Origin of the sequence: Maribacter cobaltidurans, assembly GCF_002269385.1 — a bacterium.
GTDB classification, from domain to species: Bacteria; Bacteroidota; Bacteroidia; order Flavobacteriales; family Flavobacteriaceae; genus Maribacter; species Maribacter cobaltidurans.
The window spans coordinates 2,279,401-2,300,641 of the sequence record NZ_CP022957.1 but is presented as its reverse complement, the minus strand read 5'-3'; the positions used below and the strand labels follow the sequence as shown (position 1 = coordinate 2,300,641).

The 21,241-nt window shown below is 39.6% G+C and carries 17 protein-coding genes; 7 read left to right on the top strand and 10 right to left on the bottom strand.

What is annotated here, in order from left to right; translation table 11 throughout:
* Positions 1–18: 18 nt before the first annotated feature.
* From CJ263_RS10150 to CJ263_RS10130, 5 genes are all read right to left on the bottom strand, one after another.
* Positions 19–2,400, bottom strand: a complete 2,382-nt coding sequence (locus tag CJ263_RS10150; protein ID WP_094997159.1) for an ABC transporter permease — start codon at positions 2,398–2,400, stop codon at positions 19–21.
* A 3-nt stretch (positions 2,401–2,403) separates the two neighbouring features.
* A complete protein-coding gene (locus CJ263_RS10145) occupies positions 2,404–3,171 on the bottom strand; it encodes a head GIN domain-containing protein (protein WP_094999207.1) in 768 nt (255 codons plus the stop codon).
* 72 nt (positions 3,172–3,243) lie between these two features.
* Positions 3,244–3,939 carry an ABC transporter ATP-binding protein gene (locus tag CJ263_RS10140; RefSeq protein WP_094997158.1) on the bottom strand — a complete coding sequence of 232 codons (696 nt, stop codon included), beginning with the start codon at positions 3,937–3,939 and terminating at the stop codon, positions 3,244–3,246.
* Positions 3,940–4,004: 65 nt separating this feature from the next.
* On the bottom strand, positions 4,005–5,255 hold the full coding sequence (locus CJ263_RS10135; protein ID WP_094997157.1) for an efflux RND transporter periplasmic adaptor subunit: 1,251 nt from the start codon (positions 5,253–5,255) through the stop codon (positions 4,005–4,007).
* 19 nt (positions 5,256–5,274) lie between these two features.
* Entirely contained in the window at positions 5,275–6,621 is a 1,347-nt protein-coding gene (locus CJ263_RS10130) for a TolC family protein (protein WP_094999206.1), read from the bottom strand.
* A gap of 210 nt (positions 6,622–6,831) precedes the next feature.
* Between CJ263_RS10130 and CJ263_RS10125 the strand changes: the two genes are divergently transcribed.
* Positions 6,832–8,196: a sigma-54-dependent transcriptional regulator gene (locus tag CJ263_RS10125; RefSeq protein ID WP_094997156.1), complete on the top strand. Its 1,365-nt coding sequence runs from the start codon at positions 6,832–6,834 to the stop codon at positions 8,194–8,196.
* Between the two features lie 2 nt (positions 8,197–8,198).
* On the top strand, positions 8,199–9,545 hold the full coding sequence (locus CJ263_RS10120) for a sensor histidine kinase (protein WP_094997155.1): 1,347 nt from the start codon (positions 8,199–8,201) through the stop codon (positions 9,543–9,545).
* Between the two features lie 5 nt (positions 9,546–9,550).
* Here CJ263_RS10120 and CJ263_RS10115 read toward each other — a convergent pair whose 3' ends face one another.
* From CJ263_RS10115 to CJ263_RS10095, 5 genes are read right to left on the bottom strand one after another with little or no spacing between them, the layout of a single operon-like run.
* Positions 9,551–9,883 (bottom strand): MGMT family protein, encoded by a 333-nt coding sequence (locus CJ263_RS10115; protein WP_094997154.1) that lies wholly within the window; start codon positions 9,881–9,883, stop codon positions 9,551–9,553.
* A 1-nt stretch (position 9,884) separates the two neighbouring features.
* Positions 9,885–10,514 (bottom strand): LysE family transporter, encoded by a 630-nt coding sequence (locus CJ263_RS10110; protein ID WP_094997153.1) that lies wholly within the window; start codon positions 10,512–10,514, stop codon positions 9,885–9,887.
* Positions 10,515–10,518: 4 nt separating this feature from the next.
* Positions 10,519–11,187 carry a tRNA (guanosine(46)-N7)-methyltransferase TrmB gene (trmB, locus tag CJ263_RS10105; protein ID WP_094997152.1) on the bottom strand — a complete coding sequence of 223 codons (669 nt, stop codon included), beginning with the start codon at positions 11,185–11,187 and terminating at the stop codon, positions 10,519–10,521.
* Between the two features lie 46 nt (positions 11,188–11,233).
* Positions 11,234–12,301 (bottom strand): sensor histidine kinase, encoded by a 1,068-nt coding sequence (locus CJ263_RS10100; RefSeq protein WP_094997151.1) that lies wholly within the window; start codon positions 12,299–12,301, stop codon positions 11,234–11,236.
* Entirely contained in the window at positions 12,301–12,987 is a 687-nt protein-coding gene (locus CJ263_RS10095; protein ID WP_094999205.1) for a response regulator transcription factor, read from the bottom strand. The genes CJ263_RS10100 and CJ263_RS10095 overlap by 1 nt, the downstream gene beginning before the upstream one ends.
* A gap of 260 nt (positions 12,988–13,247) precedes the next feature.
* On the opposite strand from CJ263_RS10095, the gene CJ263_RS10090 reads away from it, so the two are divergent.
* The 5 genes from CJ263_RS10090 (at position 13,248) to CJ263_RS10070 (ending at position 21,240) form a co-directional block, all read left to right on the top strand.
* Positions 13,248–16,175, top strand: coding sequence for a TonB-dependent receptor (locus CJ263_RS10090; RefSeq protein ID WP_094997150.1), 2,928 nt, complete (start codon positions 13,248–13,250; stop codon positions 16,173–16,175).
* A gap of 37 nt (positions 16,176–16,212) precedes the next feature.
* Positions 16,213–19,236 carry a beta strand repeat-containing protein gene (locus CJ263_RS21100; RefSeq protein WP_199768166.1) on the top strand — a complete coding sequence of 1,008 codons (3,024 nt, stop codon included), beginning with the start codon at positions 16,213–16,215 and terminating at the stop codon, positions 19,234–19,236.
* A 149-nt stretch (positions 19,237–19,385) separates the two neighbouring features.
* A complete protein-coding gene (locus tag CJ263_RS10080) occupies positions 19,386–19,694 on the top strand; it encodes a T9SS type A sorting domain-containing protein (protein WP_094997149.1) in 309 nt (102 codons plus the stop codon).
* Positions 19,695–19,860: 166 nt separating this feature from the next.
* Positions 19,861–20,184, top strand: a complete 324-nt coding sequence (locus CJ263_RS10075; RefSeq protein WP_094997148.1) for a T9SS type A sorting domain-containing protein — start codon at positions 19,861–19,863, stop codon at positions 20,182–20,184.
* Positions 20,185–20,262: 78 nt separating this feature from the next.
* Positions 20,263–21,240, top strand: a complete 978-nt coding sequence (locus CJ263_RS10070) for a LuxE/PaaK family acyltransferase (protein ID WP_094997147.1) — start codon at positions 20,263–20,265, stop codon at positions 21,238–21,240.
* Position 21,241: the final 1 nt, after the last annotated feature.

Below are 21,241 nucleotides of genomic sequence, written 5' to 3'. Positions count from 1 at the left end.
CGGTTTTTATTTGAAAAACTATTCCGTCCTTAAGCTTTTTACGGGGTTTGCTAAAGATGCTTTTATACTTTGAAAACTGATGGTAACTATGGCGATTATTAATGCCATAAAACCTACCAGTAGGAACACCCACCAATCTATTTCAATTCGGTAAGCGAAACCTTGAAGCCAATCGTTCATAAAATAATAGGCCATTGGACACGCAGTAAGCAATGCGATGACCACTAACCTTAAATAATCTTTAGAGATGAGTGACACGATGGCAACAGTGGAAGAACCCAAAACTTTTCGTATACCTATTTCCTTGGTACGTTGCAAAATACTATGGGATACCAAACCGAACATACCCATGCTCGCAATAATAAGTGCCAATACGGTAAAAATATTGAATGTGCTGCCCAATCTGATTTCACTATCGTAAAGTTGGGCATACGTATCATCCAAAAATTTAACATCAAAAGGCACTAAAGGAACTGCGGCATTCAAAACTGAGGTGATATATTTTTTGGTTTCTTCAAAATTCTCCACATCAATGGTCATGATTACCTCACCAAAATTTTTGGCCCACTGCGGTCTTAATCGCATATATAAAGGTTCAATAGCTAGATTAAATTTTTGAATATGAAAATCCTTGACAACACCTATTACATGACCCTCATCGAATTCCTTACCTACCGATGTTTTCCAACCTAAAGCCTTCGCAGCTGCTTCATTAATAATATATCCCTCATTTTCATCTGTTGCAAAATCCTTGGAAAATGCCCTGCCTTCTACGATTTCCATACCTAAAACATCTACAAAGTCATAGTCTACAAAGGTTCGGTATACTCCAAGCAACTCCTTGGTTGTGTTACCCTCCCAATTAGAAATAGGACCTTGATTATCAAAATTCAGCGGAATTTGAGTGCTCATTGAAACCTTTTTTATCCTGGGGTTCTTAAGCAGTTCATTTCGGATTACATTTTCATTACTGGCAATCTCATTGGTGGAATATGGCACGTGAACAATATGTTCTTTAGTATAACCCAAGTTTTTGTCTTGCGTAAATTGTAGTTGTTGGTAGATAATCAAACTGCCTATAGCCAGAACAATTGCCGCGGTAAATTGCCCTACTACCAAACCTTTTCTAATCCACGCATTTCTTCCGTTATTTTTTAAAAAATTACCCTTAAAGGCTTTTACGGGGGAAACACGGGAAAGGAAAACTGCGGGATAAAGACCGGAAAGTCCCCCCGTTAAAATGGCCATACCGAACATGCCAAAAAGGAGCCAAGTATTACCAGCATATTGAAAAGGAATGTTCTTGCCCAACAATTGACCGAATAAGGGCAAAAGTACCGAGGCCAAACCTAAAGCAAGTACAAAACTAAAAATGGTAAAAAGAAATGATTCGCCCAAGAATTGAGCTTTAAGTTGATGTTTTTTGGCTCCCAAAACCTTGGTTATTCCAATTTCCTTCGCTCTTTGTGCCGCCCTTACGGTAGTCAAATTCATATAATTAATGGACGCCAATGATAAAATTACCAAGGCGATCAAGCTATAGAGGTAAACATAGTTCATATCTCCATTAGGTTCCAGTTCAAAATTTACTTTGGAGTGGAGATGAATATCCTTTAAAGGTTGCAGCCTAAAAATAGCGGGTTCAAGACCATACTTCGCATATTCTTCCTCATAATTCTTTTGGTACACCAAAAGCTTATTTTCCAATTCTTCGGGCTCTGTTCCGCTCTCCAATCTGACATAAGTGACGGCCGTATTATTTCCCCATGCGCTTTTATTGGTCGAATAGTATGGGGCGTCACTGACGGAAGCAATATAGGAGTAGCTGAAATGTTGATTTTTAGGCGGGTCGGCAATAACGCCTTTAACCGTAAATTGGGTATTCCGATCAAAAGTAATGTTCTGGTTTAATGGAGATTGATTTCCAAAATACTTTTTGGCTAAACTTTCGGTGACAAGAATATTGGATGGTTCCTCCAAAGCTGATTTCCCCTTTCCTGAAATTAACTCAACGGTAAATACATCAAAAAAACCCTTATCGGCAAAAATACCTTTTTCATTAAACGCCTCTTCATCCGTACTCAACAGATTCTTTCGTAAATCAAAGGCTGTTTTAGCTTTTACCTCCGGAAAATCTTCAACCATAGCGGTTCCCAAAGGAAAAGGAGTGCCAGAAAACAAATCGGTTCCTTTATATATATTGCCCGGTTGTTCGCTAATCACTCGGTAAATATCATCTACATGTTCATGTTGCTTATCATAACTGATTTCATACTGAACAAAAAGCGCTATCAGAATAAAAGAGGTCATTCCAATAGTCAAACCTGATAAATTGATAAAAGAATATAATTTTCCTTTTATAAAATTTCTCCAGGCAATCTTTATGTAGTTCTTAAACATGGCCTAATTCATTTTCTGGATGGTGGCCTCGCCAATAACTAATCCCTTTTTTACTTCGGGCGAACCTTCATAGGCAATGGTAGCTTCGCCAAAGGCGGTGACTTTTAATCGGTCCTTTACCGAAAGTCGATAACTACCTTCACCGTAGGCCGTTATTTTTGCTTTGTTGCAATTAACATTCAAGGTGTTTACCTTGGTTTCTCCATAAGCGGTAATTTTTTGGCTATCAATACTACCTTCCTTAAGTTCAAGAAAACTTTCTCCATAAATGGTCGTGGACAAGTCACCTAATTTGACTTCGTTAAAATACACTTGAGATTCGCCAAAAATTTTAAGGGTAAATTCATTTTGGTCGATTGTACTTTTACAAATGAATTTTTCTTCTCCCCGCAAAGACAATTCTTCCAGGTTTTTATACGTAACGGTTGCCTTGACCACTGTGCCGTTATAGATGGGAACTTTGTAATCATAATTATCACCCTCTACGTCTTTACTTTCCGTATAGGTTTTGGCACCATCCAGGTATATCCGAAGGGTTTTACCAACTACTTCAATATTCAGTTTTGAAAGTGGTTGGGTGTTGGAATGTACTTCTACCATTTCCTTAGCACCTTCTACAAAGGTTACTTCGATATGTGGGCTTATGATTACCTTTTCAAAAGGATCCACGTCTATTTCCGACTGAGCAGAAACCGATGTAATTGCGAACAACAAAGTGAATGCAACTGAGATTGTCTTAAGAGATGGGATCTTACTTTTGAAAATTTTCATGACCATTCATTTTTGATTGTTTTTTTTGATTGACCCTTAGACTGTGTTCAGGGCTATTGAATAAACTCCCTGTTACATCATGGCTCCAATGGCTCGGTTTTGGCTCTCTGTAACAATTTGTCCATCAAACAGGTTAACTACCCTGTGGGCGTAATGGGAATCCCTATCGGAGTGGGTCACCATGACGATGGTAGTTCCTTCTTGGTTCAGTTCCGTCAGAAGGTTCATAACCTCGATACCGTTTTTAGAATCCAAATTACCCGTAGGCTCATCCGCAAGAATGAGTTTTGGGTTGGTGACCACCGCTCTGGAAATGGCCACACGCTGTTGTTGTCCACCGGATAATTGCTGTGGAAAGTGCTTTTCCCGATGCGCAATCTTCATACGTTCCAGCACTTTCATTACCTTTTCCTTTCGCTCGCTCTTTCCCATTTTTAAATAGATGAGCGGTAGTTCCACATTTTCATAGACCGTTAGCTCATCGATGAGGTTAAAGCTCTGGAATACAAAACCAAGATTTCCCTTTCGCAATTGGGTACGTTGACTTTCCTTGAGTCCGCTAACTTCATGTCCGGCAAAGTTATAGCTGCCCTCCGTAGGATTGTCCAACATGCCTATGATGTTCAACAAGGTGGATTTTCCACAACCCGAAGGCCCCATGATGGCCACAAACTCGCCATCTTCTACCTTAAGGTTTACGTTGTTCAAAGCCAAGGTCTCTACTTCCTCAGTGCGAAAACTCTTTTTTAGGTTCTTAATAGTTATCATCATCCTTTTTTGATTTAATTGATTGTTATAATGACATCCAGTATATCCGAATGTGACAGTTTTTTTTATTTTAATACTATTCTTTCAGCTTCCCCAAAGCTGTCATAATTACTGGTTATTACCTTTTCACCGGCATCCAAACCTTCCAAAACTTCGTAATAGCGAGAATTTTGTTTTCCGATTCTAATAGGTCTTTTTAAGGCTTCTTCTCCATCTGGACCCACAACAAATATCCACTGACCGCCCGTACTTTGGAAGAAACTACCTTTGGGAACCAATAAGGCATCACTGGATTCCCCTAACTGTAATCTGATATTGTAGCTTTGCCCGGCACGAATAGTTTCCGGCTTATTTTCTGTAAAAATCAAATCGACCCTAAACCTTCCATTTCTAACCTCGGGATAAACCTTTCTAACCTTTAGGGGAAATTCGTTCCCGTTCCGTTCCAAAACAGCGCTCAAATCTCTCTTCACACGGTCAATGTAGTGCTCATCTATATCGGCTTCAATCTTATAATCCGTAAGCACGTTAATCTGTCCTATTCGTTGACCTTGGGAAATATTCTGACCTATTTCCGCATCCAAAAAGCCTAACTGTCCATCGGCCGGGGCACGCACATTTAAATGATCTAATCGTTGGTATACCATGCCCAAGGTCTTCTGCATACGATTTAAATCGGCCTCCAAAACTGGTAGTGATTTTTCCCTCAACTCATTATCGTTCTCCGTCTGTACCTTAACAATCTCATATTGCTTCTTGGAAAGTTCGTAGTTTTCCTTTGACAGCTGATATTCCTCTTGAGAAATCAGCTCATCCTCGTACAAGGCCTTGTTCTGCTCATAGTTTCTTTTTAACCGCTGCAAATCTGTACTGGCAGTTGCCAAGGAACGTCTTCCCTCCACTTGACGGGAATCAAATGTCAATTTTGTTGAGCGGAGATCATTTTGTTTTAAAGCCAAATTACTTTCACTGGCCAATATTTGCTCATAAAGGTTCATATTCTCCAACTTTAGGATAATATCTCCCTTTTTAACCATGGCACCTTCCTCAATCAACTTTTCCGTAACCCTACCTCCTTCATAGGCATCCATGTAAATGGTAGTGATAGGAGCCACATTACCATTGATAGTAATGTAATCATCAAACTTACCTTGGGAAACTTCGGCGATTGAAAGCTTGTCTTTTTCTGTCCTAAACGTTGAAACCGAAGTCGCAAAAAGCAATTGATACCCCACAAATAATAACAATAAGCCCAAGGCGATGTAACCATAATGTTTGGGGCGTAATCCTTTTTTCTTTTCTAATTGTATATCCATGCTATTCTTTAATCTAATTCTAGTTAATGTTAAATACGGGAAGTCCCCTGTAAAAATCCAAAGTGCTTTTATTGATTTCCGATCTTAGCCTTACCTGCAAATTCTCATTTTGCGCATTGGCAAACAGATTTTTTGCGGTAAATAACTCCAATGCATTGATCAACCCTTTTTCATATCGTTTTTGGGCAATGGTAAATGCCAAGTTTTGAGCTTCTACTTTCTGGTTGCTCTGCTCCAATTCCACCAAGAGCGAATTGTGGTCCTGAACCAATTGCTGAATGGTCTGGAAGAGCACCTGTTCCTGTGTCTTCAAATTATTTTCCGCCCTTAACCTTTCAATCTTGGATTGTTTAATCCTTGATCTGGCGGACCATCCATTGCTAATGGGTACATTAAGGCTTACCCCAATATATTGGCTGGTATTGTCCCTGAATTGTTCCCTAAAAGGCAACGTATTTCCCAGAGTGTCCCTTGTGGTTTCAAAATACCCCGTGCCAATGCCCGCAAAAAGCGTTAGAGAGGGATATAGTCTTCCCCGGGCCACACCTATTTGTTTCTTGGCAGCCTTGGCACGAAATTCCTGGGCTTTAATTAAGGGTAAAAAGTCCCTAGCGGTAGAGTAAATGGAATCCGACCTTATTTCGTCCGTAATAAAATTTTTCCCTACCTCAGCCAATTCTTCTTGAATAGTAATTTCTGATGTGTCTTCAAGATTCATTTCTTGAATAAGTTTAAGTTCAGCTGCTGCCAATTGATTCTCACTCTGGGTAAGGTTCAATTCATCCGTAAGCAATAAGGACTCCGCTTCGTATAAATCAGCACCTGCCTTTAGCCCCAAATCTATTTGTCTTTTTACCAAATCATAGTTCGATTTCGAAACTTGTAGTTGCTCCTTGGATATGGCTACCAAGCCTTGAAAAAATTGAATGTCATAAAAGGCTTGCATGACCCTGAAGGCCAAGAGAAATTTCTGTTGTAATACTTCCTCCTTGGTGGCCTTAAATAAAAATTTGGAAGCCTTGATAGCATTAATCTTTTGGAAACCCTGAAATAAATCTATGGATGATTCCAAAGAATAATTATTACTGAAAAATTCTGTAGTTACAATATCATTGGTGAAGGGGTCCGTACTACGCCCAAAATTAATAACGTAACTTGAACTTGCATTAACAGAGGGAAGCAAGTTTCTTATGGACTGAGCATAGGTTTCCTTGTTAGATTGATTGGTATATTCAAAATCATTTAACTGTAAGTTATTTTCAAGTGCGTAGGCAATACATTCATCCAACGTCCATTTTTCTTGGGCGCTTATGTTCACCCCTATCAAAAGAAGTGTAAATAGTGCTATTTTAAGTTTATGCGTCATATTTTTAAAATGGTATGCCATTCTCAATACTATTTATATGCCACAATCTTAAAAAACTGTATTTCAGTGTTTTATAATAAATTCAAAAACAAATATTTGAATGTACTGTAAAATACTTGTACAGATATTGTAAAATATTTTGACACTTGTAGACAAGTATACCTGTCAATTTGTAGATTTATCTCAATCAACTGGTAATGCTATAGTTTTATGGTGGATGCAAAAATATTAGTCATAGATGACAATAAAAGTGTCTTAAGTGCCCTTGAAATCTTACTTCAGTTCGAATATAAGAGCGTGCAAACAATCTCCAATCCGAACCAAATTTCATCTTTTCCCAATTTTAGCGCTTTGGACATTATTTTACTGGACATGAACTTTTCTGCCGGTGTAAATACTGGGAACGAAGGATTATATTGGCTACGGGAAATAAAGAAGAAGGCACCTCATATTTCGGTAATCATGATGACCGCTTATGGTGCAATAAACTTGGCCGTGGAGGCATTAAAGGAGGGTGCATCCGACTTTATTCTTAAACCATGGAACAACGAACGGTTATTGACCACCGTAAAATCTGCCTATGAGCTTAGAAAAACGCAAAAAGAAGTAGTACAGCTTAAAGAGAAGGAGACAAACCTTAAGCAGGTAATCAACCAAAACTCAAATTACATCATAGGGAACTCCAAGGCCTTGAACCGCGTACTATCCTTGGTCCAAAAAGTAGCCAAAACCGATGTAAATGTCCTGGTAACCGGTGAAAACGGAACTGGAAAAGAGCTCATCGCAAGGGAGTTACATAAACTATCCGCAAGGCAAAATGAGGTTTTTATTTCTGTGGATATGGGTTCCATTTCAGAAAATCTCTTTGAAAGCGAATTATTTGGCCATGTTAAAGGTTCCTTTACCGATGCAAAGGAGGATAGGGCCGGAAAATTCGAAGCGGCCAATGGGGGAACCTTATTCTTGGATGAGATTGGCAATCTTTCATTACAAATGCAAGCCAAATTATTATCCGCCATACAGAACCGGGTTATTGTTAGGGTGGGTTCCAACAAACCCATTCCCATTGATATTAGGCTTATCTGTGCCACCAATTGCAATTTGGATAAAATGGTTTCCGATGGCTTGTTTCGGGAAGACCTCCTATATCGAATCAACACCATTCGCGTAGAAGTACCACCCCTTAGGGAACGTGAGAACGACATTCTCGTATTAGCCGATTTCTATTTGAACAAATTCATAAGCAAGTATGGAAAACAGGGACTACGGATAAACCAACAGGCCCAGGATAAAATAATGGCCTATGCTTGGCCGGGAAATGTAAGGGAATTGCTCCATACCATGGAAAGGGCGGTTATCTTGAGTGAAGGTAATGTTTTGAAGCCTGATGATTTTTTACTAGAATCCAAAGGTTCCATATCCATGGAAAACGGACCAAGTACTCTTGAGGAGATGGAATTGATCATGATTTCCAACGCCTTGAACAAACATGATGGTAATTATAGTGCAGCTGCCGAAGAGCTTGGAATTTCCAGGCAAACGCTCTACAACAAGCTTAAAAAAACCTCTAAATAATTATGGTAAGCCGCAATATATACCTCCAGTTGGTTTTTAGGATTGGTCTTATAGTCCTTACGGTTGTGCTTTCCACATATCTTTTTTTCAAGGAGAGTTATGTTGGTTGCGGTATAGGTGTTTTAATAATAATTGCCCAAACCACTGCTCTGATCAATTACGTAAATCAGACCAATCGTAAAATTGCCTATTTTTTTGATGCCATTAAAAATGAGGATTTTACCTTGAGATTTCCGGAAAAACTGAGTGTAAAATCCTTGGAAGAGCTCAATCATAGCCTAAACATGCTCAACAGCATGATACAGGATATTCATTTAAAGAAGCAGGCCCAGGAACAATATTATCAGGAAATTTTAAGACAGGCGGATATTGGTATTTTCACCATTAATTCGAAAGGACATATTCTGTTTGCCAACCCTACCGTACAGGAATTACTGAATTATCGTCCGTTGAATCACATAAAACAGTTGAACCAGGTAGATCAAGACCTATATCAGCTCTTTCAAAAATTGGAGCCCTTTGAAAATAGAATCTACCAACTTGGTAATGAAAGGGGAAAACGGGATTTAAGTATTAAATGTACCCCGTTGACCATTGAAGGACAAGATCTATTATTGGTTGTGGTTCACGATATTCATCGGGAGTTGGATGAAAAGGAAACGGATTCCTGGGTAAAATTGATTCGGGTTCTGACCCATGAAATCATGAACACGATTACTCCTATTACCTCTATTTCGGAATCCATCCTTAAGTATTTCAAAAAGGGAAGTTCCAATACCCATCCTACCGAATTTAGTAAGGACCAAATAAAAAATACGGCAAAAGGATTGGAAGTCATTAAGGACCAAGGGAACGATCTTATGAGTTTTGTCCAATCTTACCGTAAATTCCTAAGTGTTCCAGAACCTGAGAAAGAACTTGTTTCCGCCGGTAGGCTTTTGGAGCGGGTAAAACTGTTGTTAGAAGAACAGAATCAAGAAAATCCAGTGAGCATAGAAATCGAAGTAAAGCCTAAGGAACTGGAGCTGTATATTGATTCACAACAAATATCGCAGGTACTATTAAATTTGGGCAAGAATGCCAAACAATCGTTGGAAGGTCAGGAAAATGGAATGATAAAATTCATTTGTGGCATCAATGAAATGAACAAAAAATACATACAAGTTTGGGATAATGGAGCAGGAATCCCCCCTGACCTGTTAAATGAAATTTTTGTTCCGTTCTTCACTACAAAAAATTCCGGAACAGGTATCGGGTTAAGCCTCTCCAAACAGATAATGCGACTTCATGGGGGAAGTATCAATGTAATTTCCGATGATAAAACGGTATTTACAATGATTTTCGATTAAAACGATTATCCCAGTTCCTTCCAAGGGTCCCAGAAGTATTTTTCCAAATGCTGAATCTGATTATCCACGACCTTAACACCTTCGCTCTCCAATAATTGCTGCATAAGGTTAGTGCCTTCAAAATGATGCTTCCCAGTTAAAAGTCCAGCTTTATTGACCACCCGATGCGCGGGAACATCCTCCATTTTTCCAGCACCGTTCATAGCCCATCCTACCATTCTTGCACTTCTGGCCGCTCCCAAATATTTAGCGATAGCTCCATAGGATGTTACCCTACCGTAAGGTATTTGTCTGGCCACCTCATATACCTTTTCAAAAAAGTTCCGGTTATCCTCCATATTAGCGATTTATGACTCGAGCAACGGTTATAATAAGAAGAATTACCATGAGAAAGGAAAGAATATAATTCGCGTTCCTTTCAAATTTATTCGTTTTATGCTCCAATTTATCAAAGTAAAAAACATACAGGTAAAGTACAGAAAAAGTGCCCAAACCTGCAGCAAGTACAAAAATGGCAATGTCCAAGAACATAAACTTGATCCATCCAGAAGCATTCCACATAATATTCAAACCGCTGTAGTAAGGGATGGTCAAAAAATTCAGTGTAGCTAGGAACATTCCCTTAAAATAACTATTTCTTTTACTGATTTTTAGCGCTTTTATTTTTTTCTTTTTATTTCGTTTAGCGGCAATAAAAAAATAAATGGCCAACCCTGCAAAAACGACTATGGCCAGCTCAAGTAAAGTTGAAACAACCTCCTGGTTTCTATCCAGAAACTTTGAGATAAAAACAGCTATGGTTGCCTGGAGCATGATGACGGTGGACACACCCAAACTAAAGATAATTCCATTGAGCTTATTTTTCTCCACACTGGTCTTTGCTGCATTCAAGTTCAGTAATCCAGGAGGTACAGTGGCCATAAACGCCGCTGAAAATGTTGCGAAGAAAAGAATGAGCAAATGTTGCATGCGCTTAGTGTATCCTAAACTGTATATAGGTTATTGGTTTCCCTTTCTCAAGATACTGATTTTCATAGAATGTTTGTATTTCCAAAACATCCTTAGGACTACCTTCATTTTTGTAAACATCATGATTGGCGTAGACGACTTCTAATCCCAGGCCATGTAACAGCCCAAGTGTATAACCATGCATGAATTCACTATCGGTCTTAAGATGCATTAGTCCATTCGGTACCAGAATTTGCCTATATTTTTCCAAAAAAGCGGTATTGGTCATTCGGTGCTTGGTGCGTTTATATTTTATTTGAGGATCCGGAAAGGTAATCCAGATTTCTGAGACCTCATTTTTACCAAATAACAAATCCACCAATTCAATCTGAGTTCTTAAAAAAGCCACATTGGGCAAACCATCCTCCAAAGCCGTTTTAGCACCACGCCAAAATCTTGCCCCCTTAATATCAATTCCTATAAAATTTTTATCAGGATATTTTTTTGCCAACCCAACGGTGTATTCTCCTTTTCCACAGCCAAGTTCCAAAACAATTGGGTTGTCATTTTTAAAATGGTCACTCCAGTTTCCTTGAAGTGAAAAACCATCCACTACCTCTTCCCGAGTCGGCTGAATTACATTGGGAAAGGTCTCATTTTCCTTAAATCTTTTTAGCTTGTTCTTGCTGCCCACAATATTTCCTATAAGAACGCAAAGCTAAGAAAATTGATACGGGTCTTTATTTTTTGGCTTTCCTATTTTCCGATTTGGTTTTCTCTAGGGTGAAAGAAAACTCGGAACCTACATCCTCTGAACTCTCAACGTAGATTTTTTCCCCATGTGCCTCGATGACGTGTTTAACAATAGCCAATCCCAAACCACTGCCTCCTTCGCGCCTACTACCACTTTGATCGACCCTGTAGAAACGCTCAAACAATCTTGGAATATGGTTGGCAGGAATTCCTTCACCATTGTCCGTTACCCTTACGATTACCTTATTCTTCACAAGGTTTTCAACACTCACCTCAGTAGTCCCGTTTTCATTGCCATATTTAATGGAGTTTACCAAAAGGTTGGTGAGCACTTGTTGTATCTTTTCCTTATCGGCATATACCATAATCGGGTTTGGGTACGCCATGTCGAAGGTGAGGACAATTTTCTTCTTATTGGCCTTCATTTCCAGCAGGTCAAATACATTCTGAATAAGCTCGACAATGTTGAAATCTTCCTTTTCCAGTCTTAGGTCCCCCACTTCCAGTTTGGTGATCAAATCCAGGTCCCTAACAATATAAATGAGCCTTTCCACCGCCTTGTTCGCCCTTGACAGATATTTTTTTCTGATATTTTTGTCGTCAATGGCCCCATCCAATAATGTTTCCAAATAACCTTGTGCCGTGAACAATGGGGTTTTTAGCTCATGGGAAACGTTTCCCAAGAAATCCTTTCGGTACGCCTCCCTAATTTTTAGGGTATCGATTTCAATTTTCTTATCCTTGGCAAATTTTTCAATTTCGGCGGTCAAGGTCCGCATATCCGTAGTTACTGGATTAGTGGCTAGAGGTGTGGACTCTAAGAGCTCCACATCATCATAGATCTTCTTGATTCGACGGTAAATAAAACGCTCGATCCTAAATTGAAGGGCCAAGAATGAAAAGCCAAAAACAAGAAGGGTCGCAGTGACCAAAAGCAACCAATTTAATATATTGAAAAACCAAAGAAGGCCTCCAAAAACAAAAAAGGAAATAACACCTATATAAAATGCAGAACGTAAGGCAAACCTATAGGATTTTTTGGCTTGAATAGGCATTACAATACAAACTTATAGCCCACTCCCTTAACGGTCTTAAAATGATCTTCCCCTATTTTCTCCCTTAATTTTCGGATATGGACGTCGATGGTCCTTCCGCCCACAACGACTTCATTGCCCCATACCTTATCCAAAATGACCTCGCGTTTGAACACTTTATTGGGTTTTGAGGTCAAAAGGGCCAAGAGTTCAAATTCCTTTCGAGGAAGTACTAGTTCTTCACCTTGGTTTATAATTTTATATTCTTCCCTATTGATAATGATATCCCCAACCTTGGTAATATCTTCTTGGGTTCCCTCTTCCTTGGACAATCTCCTGAGCAAGGCGTTTACCTTACTCACCAAAACCTTGGGCTTTATGGGCTTGGTAATGTAATCGTCCGCTCCAGCATCAAATCCCGCCACTTGGGAGTAATCTTCCCCTCTTGCGGTCAAAAAGGTAATGATCGTATTTTCCAGACCAGGGGTTTTTCTCATAATCTCACAGGCCTCGATACCGTCCATTTCTGGCATCATAACATCTAGGATAATTAGATCTGGCTGCTTCTTTTTTGCTTTGGAAACACCCTCAGCACCGTTCTTGGCCGTGATAATTTCGTAGCCTTCGGAAGAAAGGTTGTAACTTAAAATTTCCAGAATATCCGGTTCATCATCCACCAAAAGTATGGTAATATCCTTTTTTTTCATCCGTGTGTCTTTGTTTGGTTTTATACGGTCCGTTGCAACTAACCCAGTATTCAACCATATATTTCTAGCAATGCTGATTGAAATTTTTGGACTAGTTAATTTGTCAAAAGTACAGATAATACCCTTATGTCAAAATCGCTTAACATTGATTTAATGTAGTAACGTTTAGGTAACCTTTTTGCAATCCATATTTAACATGGGGGTAACCCGACATTTACAACCCCTAGCGTTCTTTGCGGCTGATAATGAAGAACACTTTAATGAGAAAATTGATTGTATTTTTTACAGTTTTTGGATTTTATATTTCTTATTCCCAAGAAACTGGAAGTATTGCTGGAATACTAACTGACAAGGAGGCAAATGATGAACCGTTAGCTTTTGCTAATGTTTTAATTAAAGGAACCACCAAGGGTACAACCTCTGATTTTGACGGCCTTTATGAAATTTCAGGTTTAGAACCAGGAAACTACACGGTGGTATTCAGTTATTTGGGATATGAGACCTTGGAGTTGCCCAACATTACGGTTGAGGCCGGTAAAGTGACCACAGTCAACGTACCCATGAGTGCTTCTGAAGGAGTTTCTTTGGATGAGGTAACTGTAGTTACGGTAGCTAGAAAAGATTCTGAGGTAGCTCTACTACTAGATCAGAAAAACGCAGTTACCGTAGTAGAAAGTATTGGCGCTAAAGAGTTGGGTGATTTAGGTATATCTGACGCAAAAACAGCTACAACCAAAATTTCTGGTGTTTCTGAAAGCGAGGCTTCTGGAGATATTTTTGTTCGTGGGCTTGGTGATCGATATTTATCCACAACCTTAAATGGCCTGCCCATTCCGTCTGACAATGTTGACAAAAAGAATATTAATTTAGGTTTATTTCCCACAAGAGTTATCCAGAACGTAAGCATTAGCAAAACATATTCAGCTAGAACATCTGCTGATCAGGCTTCGGGTAACATAAACATTACGTCAAGAGAATTAATTGGAAGTTCTGAACTTAGCATTGGGATTTCTGGAGGTGTAAACTCCTCTATTAATGAGGACGGTGCTAAAGATAACTTTAAAATAAGCCCAAACCTTGCAGATGAAACCACGTTTGGGTTTTACGACGCTAACAGCAATCTCGTTCAGCAACTTACTGAACAATCCTGGGATCCTTCTATCAAAAGCAATCCATACAATTATGGTGTAAACCTTACCCTTGGAAAAAAGTTTTTTGATGGAAAACTTTCTTTTGTACTTACAGGAGCTCATGATGAAAGTTACCGTTACAATGAGGGTATTTATCAAATTTTGGAATACGGTTTTGTTCAAGTTGGCGCATCTGATTATACTACTTTTCAATCAGAAATAAACAATACGGCACTTTTGGACCTAACATGGTTTATTAACGATAAAAACAAATTAAAATCCACTACCACGTATTTGAGTACACTAAATGACGATGTAGTTGAATTCGGAAGAAATGGTGAAGCACAGGTAAGTGATGATACCGGTGCCTTTAGCAGTTTTGGTATTCCCTTGGAGTTCGTAAGAGACCAAAATACAAAACAAACCAACCTTTTAGTAAGTCAGTTATTAGGCGAACACAAATTATCTGAAAAGAACCAGTTAAATTGGGCTTTTGGTTATAATTTATTAAATGCTGACGAACCCAACCGTATTCGTAATCAAGTGTTTTTTGACACCACTCCTGAAAGCTCCGTAGCTCTCAACTCACAAGGTGGTTTTAACCAAAGAAAAGCAGCTCAACTTATTGAAGATAATGAATACAACGGCTATATTAATGATGTCCTGCACATCATAAAGGAAGAAGATACCAACAAGGCTTTTGATATAGAGTTAGGAGTTTTCTACCGAAATAAGGAAAGAGATTTTAGTTCGGAATTTGTTGGCGTAGTTGAGTCCTCTGATGTTGATAGGTTTAGTACACGCTCTTCAAGTTTGGACGATTTAAATTCTATTATTTCAACTCAAAATTTTGGAAATGGTTCAATTGAAGTTCGTAGATTAAGTCTTAACGAAAATGGAGTTCCTCAGGACATTTACACAGGCGAATTTACTTCTCAAGCGGCTTATGTTGATTTTAATGTAGCACTTAACAAGCTAAATGTAAATGCCGGACTAAGAGCTCAAAAAGATGACATCAATGTTATCTATGATGTTGGTGGTAGTGGTACGCGTTTAGTGGGTGAAACTAATCAAAAATATCAGAATTTCTATCCAAGTTTAAACCTAAAGTACACACTTAATGACAAGCATGCTTTACGTTTTGCCGCGAGTAGAACAATAACGCTTCCAGAATTTAAAGAAATTGCCCCTTTTAGATATGTTGCACCTTCTGGACAAGAAGTTACGGGTAATGCTGATAATTTAACAGCATCTTTTACCAACAACTTTGATATTAAATGGGAATTCTTTCCCTCTAATGACCAGTTAATCTCTTTGGCTGTTTTTTACAAAGACATTAAAGATCCTATTAACAGAACTGTTCAGAGAGGTGGTGAGAGTATTTGGACATTCGAAAACACTGGAGAAAAAGCTGAAGTTCTTGGATTGGAATTGGAAAGTAAGTTAAACCTATTAAAACCTTATTACGACGAGCCAAATGATGTGTATTCTGGAATTGATTTAAGCTTGGTATTAAACGCTACCGTTATGCATCATGAACAAGATTTAAAATTTGTTCCTACGGAAGATGGTTTGAGTGCAACAGATTTTTTCAAATTCGGCACCAACAATTCAACCGGTTTAGAGGGTGCTTCTGATTTTATTTTAAATACCAACCTAAATTTAAAAACCTCATCTGAAAACCCGTTTACTGCCTCTTTAAATGCTAATTACGCTTCGGACAAGATTTATGTATTGGGTAGTCCTGAAGGATTTGATATCTACGACTACTCTTATAACGATAATATTGTTGAGAAAGGTTTTGTGGTTTTGAATGGTAGAATCAGTAAGGAATTTGCTGAGAAATGGCAAGTTTCATTAAATGGGCAAAACCTATTGAACCCAGAAATTAAAAGAACACAAGGAGTTCTTGAAAACAGAAATGAAATTAGGGCCTTTTCCGATGATATTAATGAAAGGTTAGGCCCAAATGCGCCAGAAAGAATTGTTAGAACAGAAACTGTTAGATCATACAAATTAGGTAGAACAATTGGAATTGGCCTTACCTATTCTTTTTAAGATAAGAACATTTTATTTAAACATTTAAATCCAAATTATGAAAACGAGAATCTTTAAACTTTTATTTCTCTTTTTATCAACTGCCGTACTAACGGTTAGTTGTAATAAAGACGATGACAATCCAGGGCCTACCTGTAATGATGGTATACAAAATGGTACGGAAACAGGTATTGACTGTGGTGGTACCTGTGGCGCTTGTGAAGAAGAACCTACATGTTCAGATGGAATTCAGAATGGAGACGAAACGGGTGTCGATTGCGGTGGATCCTGCGACGCCTGTACCGAGTCTATCAATTTAACTTCCATCAGCCCGATTACAGAAGACCTAGAACTTGAGGTGCAAAACACGTATACGCTAGATGGTGTAGTTAGTATCGAGAACGGCGCGACATTGACTATTCCTGCTGGAACAACAATTACGGCAAGTGCTGCTGCTGGTGACGAAACCAGTACATATATCGTTGTTCAAAAAGGTGCAAAAATCGATGTTCAGGGTACCTCATCAGAGCCAGTTGTCATGACTTCCGATAGTAAATCTCCTGGTGACTGGGGCGGATTGGTTATTGCTGGTGATGCCACAACTACAAAAGGTACAGATGCCACTGCAGAAGTTGGTAATATTATTTATGGTGGAACCAATGACGCCGATGACTCAGGTAGCATCGAGTATTTGATCATCAACTACGCCGGTGCACAGATCAACCCCGAGTCACAGTACAACGGTCTTACACTTTATGCGGTTGGTTCGGCTACCACTATCAGCAACGTGGCCATCTTAAATGGTACGGACGATGGTGTCGAGTTCTTCGGCGGTACTGTTTCCGCTTCCAACTTCTATTTGGAAAACAACCAAGATGATGCCGTTGACTGGACGGAAGGTTGGAACGGTACTTTGACCGATGCCTATGTGCTGCATACCGAAGCAGGTTTCTCAACTGCCGTTGAGGCCGATGGCGACAATGGCAATCCTTCCTTAGTGAACTTTACCGCGGTTTCTACCGTTGGTGGTACTGCACTTCAGTTCAAAAAAGAGTCCGGCGCCACTATAACCGGTCTTTCATTGACAGGCTACGATATTTCCGTTGACTTTAGGGATGGTGGAGCTGTTTCCAATGTCCAAATTGAAGGTGCTGACTCCAATCCTTCTTTATCTTATGTAGGCCCTGCTACGGTTGACGTAAACATGTTCAGTTGGGTTGGCACAAACAATACTGTAGAAAGTAATGTATTAAGTGGGTCCATTGGATCTAACTTAACTCTTGACCCTGCGATAGACTATTTCTTAGAAGGAACATTAAGTGTGGAAAGTGGAGCCAAATTAACCATTCCAGCAGGTACGAAAATAGTTGCGGATGTTCAAGCTGGAGAAGAGACAAGCACCTATATCGTAGTTCAAAAAGGTGGTCAGATTGATGTTCAAGGTACGGAAGCTATGCCCGTTATAATGACCTCAACAAATGAAAACCCTGGTGACTGGGGCGGATTGGTTATTGCTGGTGATGCCACAACTACAAAAGGTACAGATGCCACTGCAGAAGTTGGTAATATTATTTATGGTGGGACCAATGACGCCGATGACTCCGGTAGCATCGAGTATTTGATCATCAACTACGCCGGTGCACAGATCAACCCCGAGTCACAGTACAACGGCCTTACACTTTATGCGGTTGGTTCGGCTACCACTATCAGCAACGTGGCCATCTTAAATGGTACGGACGATGGTGTCGAGTTCTTCGGCGGTACTGTTTCCGCTTCCAACTTCTACTTGGAAAACAACCAGGACGATGCAGTTGACTGGACGGAAGGTTGGAACGGTACTTTGACCGATGCCTATGTGCTTCATACCGAAGCAGGTTTCTCAACTGCCGTTGAGGCCGATGGCGACAATGGCAATCCTTCCTTAGTGAACTTTACCGCGGTTTCTACCGTTGGTGGTACTGCACTTCAGTTCAAAAAAGAGTCCGGCGCTACGATAACCGGTCTTTCATTGACAGGCTACGATACCTCAGTTGACTTTAGGGATGGTGGAGCTGTTTCAAACGTTCAAATTGCAGGCGCTGACTCTGATCCTGCTTTAACCTATGAAGGTCCAGCTACTGTAAGTGCTTCTATGTTCTATTGGGCAACTGGAAATTCCGAATCTCAATCCAATGTATTAACAGGAACTGTAACTAGTAATGTTACTCTTAATGCTTCAACAACCTACTTTTTGAATGGTTCCTTAAGTGTGGAAAGTGGCGCAAAATTAACCATTCCAGCAGGTACAAAAATAGTTGCGGATGTTCAAGCTGGAGAAGAGACAAGCACCTATATCGTAGTTCAAAAGGGTGGTCAGATTGATATTCAAGGTTCTGCAGCCAACCCTGTTGTTATGACTTCTGCCAATGAAACTCCTGGTGATTGGGGCGGATTGGTTATTGCTGGTGATGCCACAACTACAAAAGGTACAGATGCCACTGCAGAAGTTGGTAATATTATTTATGGTGGAACCAATGACGCCGATGACTCAGGTAGCATCGAGTATTTGATCATCAACTACGCCGGTGCACAGATCAACCCCGAGTCACAGTACAACGGTCTTACACTTTATGCGGTTGGTTCGGCTACCACTATCAGCAACGTGGCCATCTTAAATGGTACGGACGATGGTGTCGAGTTCTTCGGCGGTACTGTTTCCGCTTCCAACTTCTATTTGGAAAACAACCAGGACGATGCAGTTGACTGGACGGAAGGTTGGAACGGTACTTTGACCGATGCCTATGTGCTTCATACCGAAGCAGGTTTCTCAACTGCCGTTGAGGCCGATGGCGACAATGGCAATCCTTCCTTAGTGAACTTTACCGCGGTTTCTACCGTTGGTGGTACGGCTCTTCAATTTAAAAAAGAGTCCGGTGCTACGATAACCGGTCTTTCATTGACAGGTTATGACACATCTATTGATTATAGGGACGGTGGTGCCGTTACTAACGTAACCATCGAAGGTGCTACTTCTGACCCCGCATTAACCTATGAAGGGCCAGCAACTGTAGATGTTGCAATCTTTGGTTGGGCGACCAACTAAGTATTAGCAATTTAAATATTATAATAAGGCCTCGCATCTGCGAGGCCTTTTGCATTTCATCGAAAAATTCAAAGAAAGGGTTCTATCGTATTGACATTCAGCTTCTAAAATTCCTATATTTGTGGCATAGCATTTGTAACCAGCTATATATGAAGCACCTTTACCTCGTTGTTTTATTCCTTTTTTGTGCTGTTGGTTTTGGACAGAGTTCCCAAAATCAGGGGGATATAGAAGGTTTTAGCATGTATCCCAATCCGGTTACAAATGGTAAGGTCTACATTACTACGGCCATCAACGGTCCAAAGGAAATCTTTGTATATGATGTCTTTGGAACCCTTATCCTAAAGACCACTATTTTAGGTAAGGAACTATCCTTAAACGATATGGATGCCGGCGTCTATGTATTACGTGTCTTTGAAAAGGACAAAATGGCCACTAGAAAGCTTATTGTCAAATAAATTTTCCTTCTTCATCCAAAAATTAACAATCGATTATCGGCATAAAAAACCGATGAATCGCACGGGCTATTTTGTTGACATACAAAATATTACAGTTCACAACAATTTTATTTCTATCGGCCCGCTTTGAAGTAACTTTATGGTGTTGATCCCAAATCAATGCCCTATGAAAAAAATCTACTTTATCCTGTTACTGGGATTTTCATTCATGGCATATGCCCAGGACACTATTGATTTCCGTAACCTAAAAAATGAGGAAATCACGGGGTTCAAACTATATCCCAACCCTGCAACGGCAGATATGGTTTATGTCACGACCGAAAAAAACGATACCAAGGAAATACGAATTTATGATGTATTCGGAGAATTGGTGTTGACGGATAGAATTTCCAATAAAACCTTGGACATTTCCAGACTTTCGCCGGGAGTCTATGTAATCCAGGTAACGGAAAATAAAAAATCCATCAACAGAAAATTAGTTGTCAAGTAGTTTTTTGAGTTACTTGATGTATTCCATTTCCCTATACTTTCTATAGTGTTCCTTACCTTTGTGGGAATTTAAAATTCTATGGACATAGAAGGTATCTTTTCCATTACCACAGAGAAAGAATTCTTATCCAAATCCCTGGATACCTTTCATTTTCAATACGAACATAACCCTGTTTACCAAAGATTCTGCAATTATCTAAAGGTTGACCCAGAGAAGGTATTGAGTATTGAAGAAATCCCCTTTCTTCCTATACAGTTCTTTAAGGAATATGAAGTCTTAAGCTCCAAGAAACCTATTCAAACGGTATTTACCAGTAGCGGTACTACAGGCGCACTGACAAGCAAACACTTAGTCACCGATTTAAATCTTTATGAACAAAGCTTCATGGAAGGTTTCAAAAGGTTCTTTGGTGAAATCGAAGAATATTGCATTCTAGCACTTTTACCATCATACCTCGAGCGCAAAGGCTCTTCACTCATTTATATGGTGGACCGGCTAATCGAAAGAAGCAATCATCCAAAAAGCGGCTTTTTCCTCCATGATTTTGAGAGGTTACAAAGCGAACTGCAAAGTCTGGAGGCACAAAACCAAAAAGTACTGTTGATTGGAGTCTCTTTTGCCCTATTGGATTTTTCTGAAAAGTTTCAACTCAATTTAGAAAATACTATAATCATGGAAACGGGAGGCATGAAGGGACGAAGAAAAGAAATGATCCGAATGGAATTACACGAACATTTGAAAAAGGGATTCGGGGTAGATACTATTCATTCAGAGTATGGGATGACAGAATTGTTATCACAGGCGTACTCCAAAGGACATAGTCTTTTTGAGTGCCCTCCTTGGATGAAAATTTTGATCAGGGATACCGAAGACCCCTTAACATTTCTTCCCTATGGCAAAGCAGGGGGCATTAACGTGATTGACCTCGCCAATATGAATTCCTGCTCCTTTATTGCTACACAGGACTTGGGAAAAGTTTACGAGACAGGTAATTTTGAAGTATTGGGGCGTTTTGACCATTCGGATATCCGAGGATGTAATTTGATGGCACTTTAAT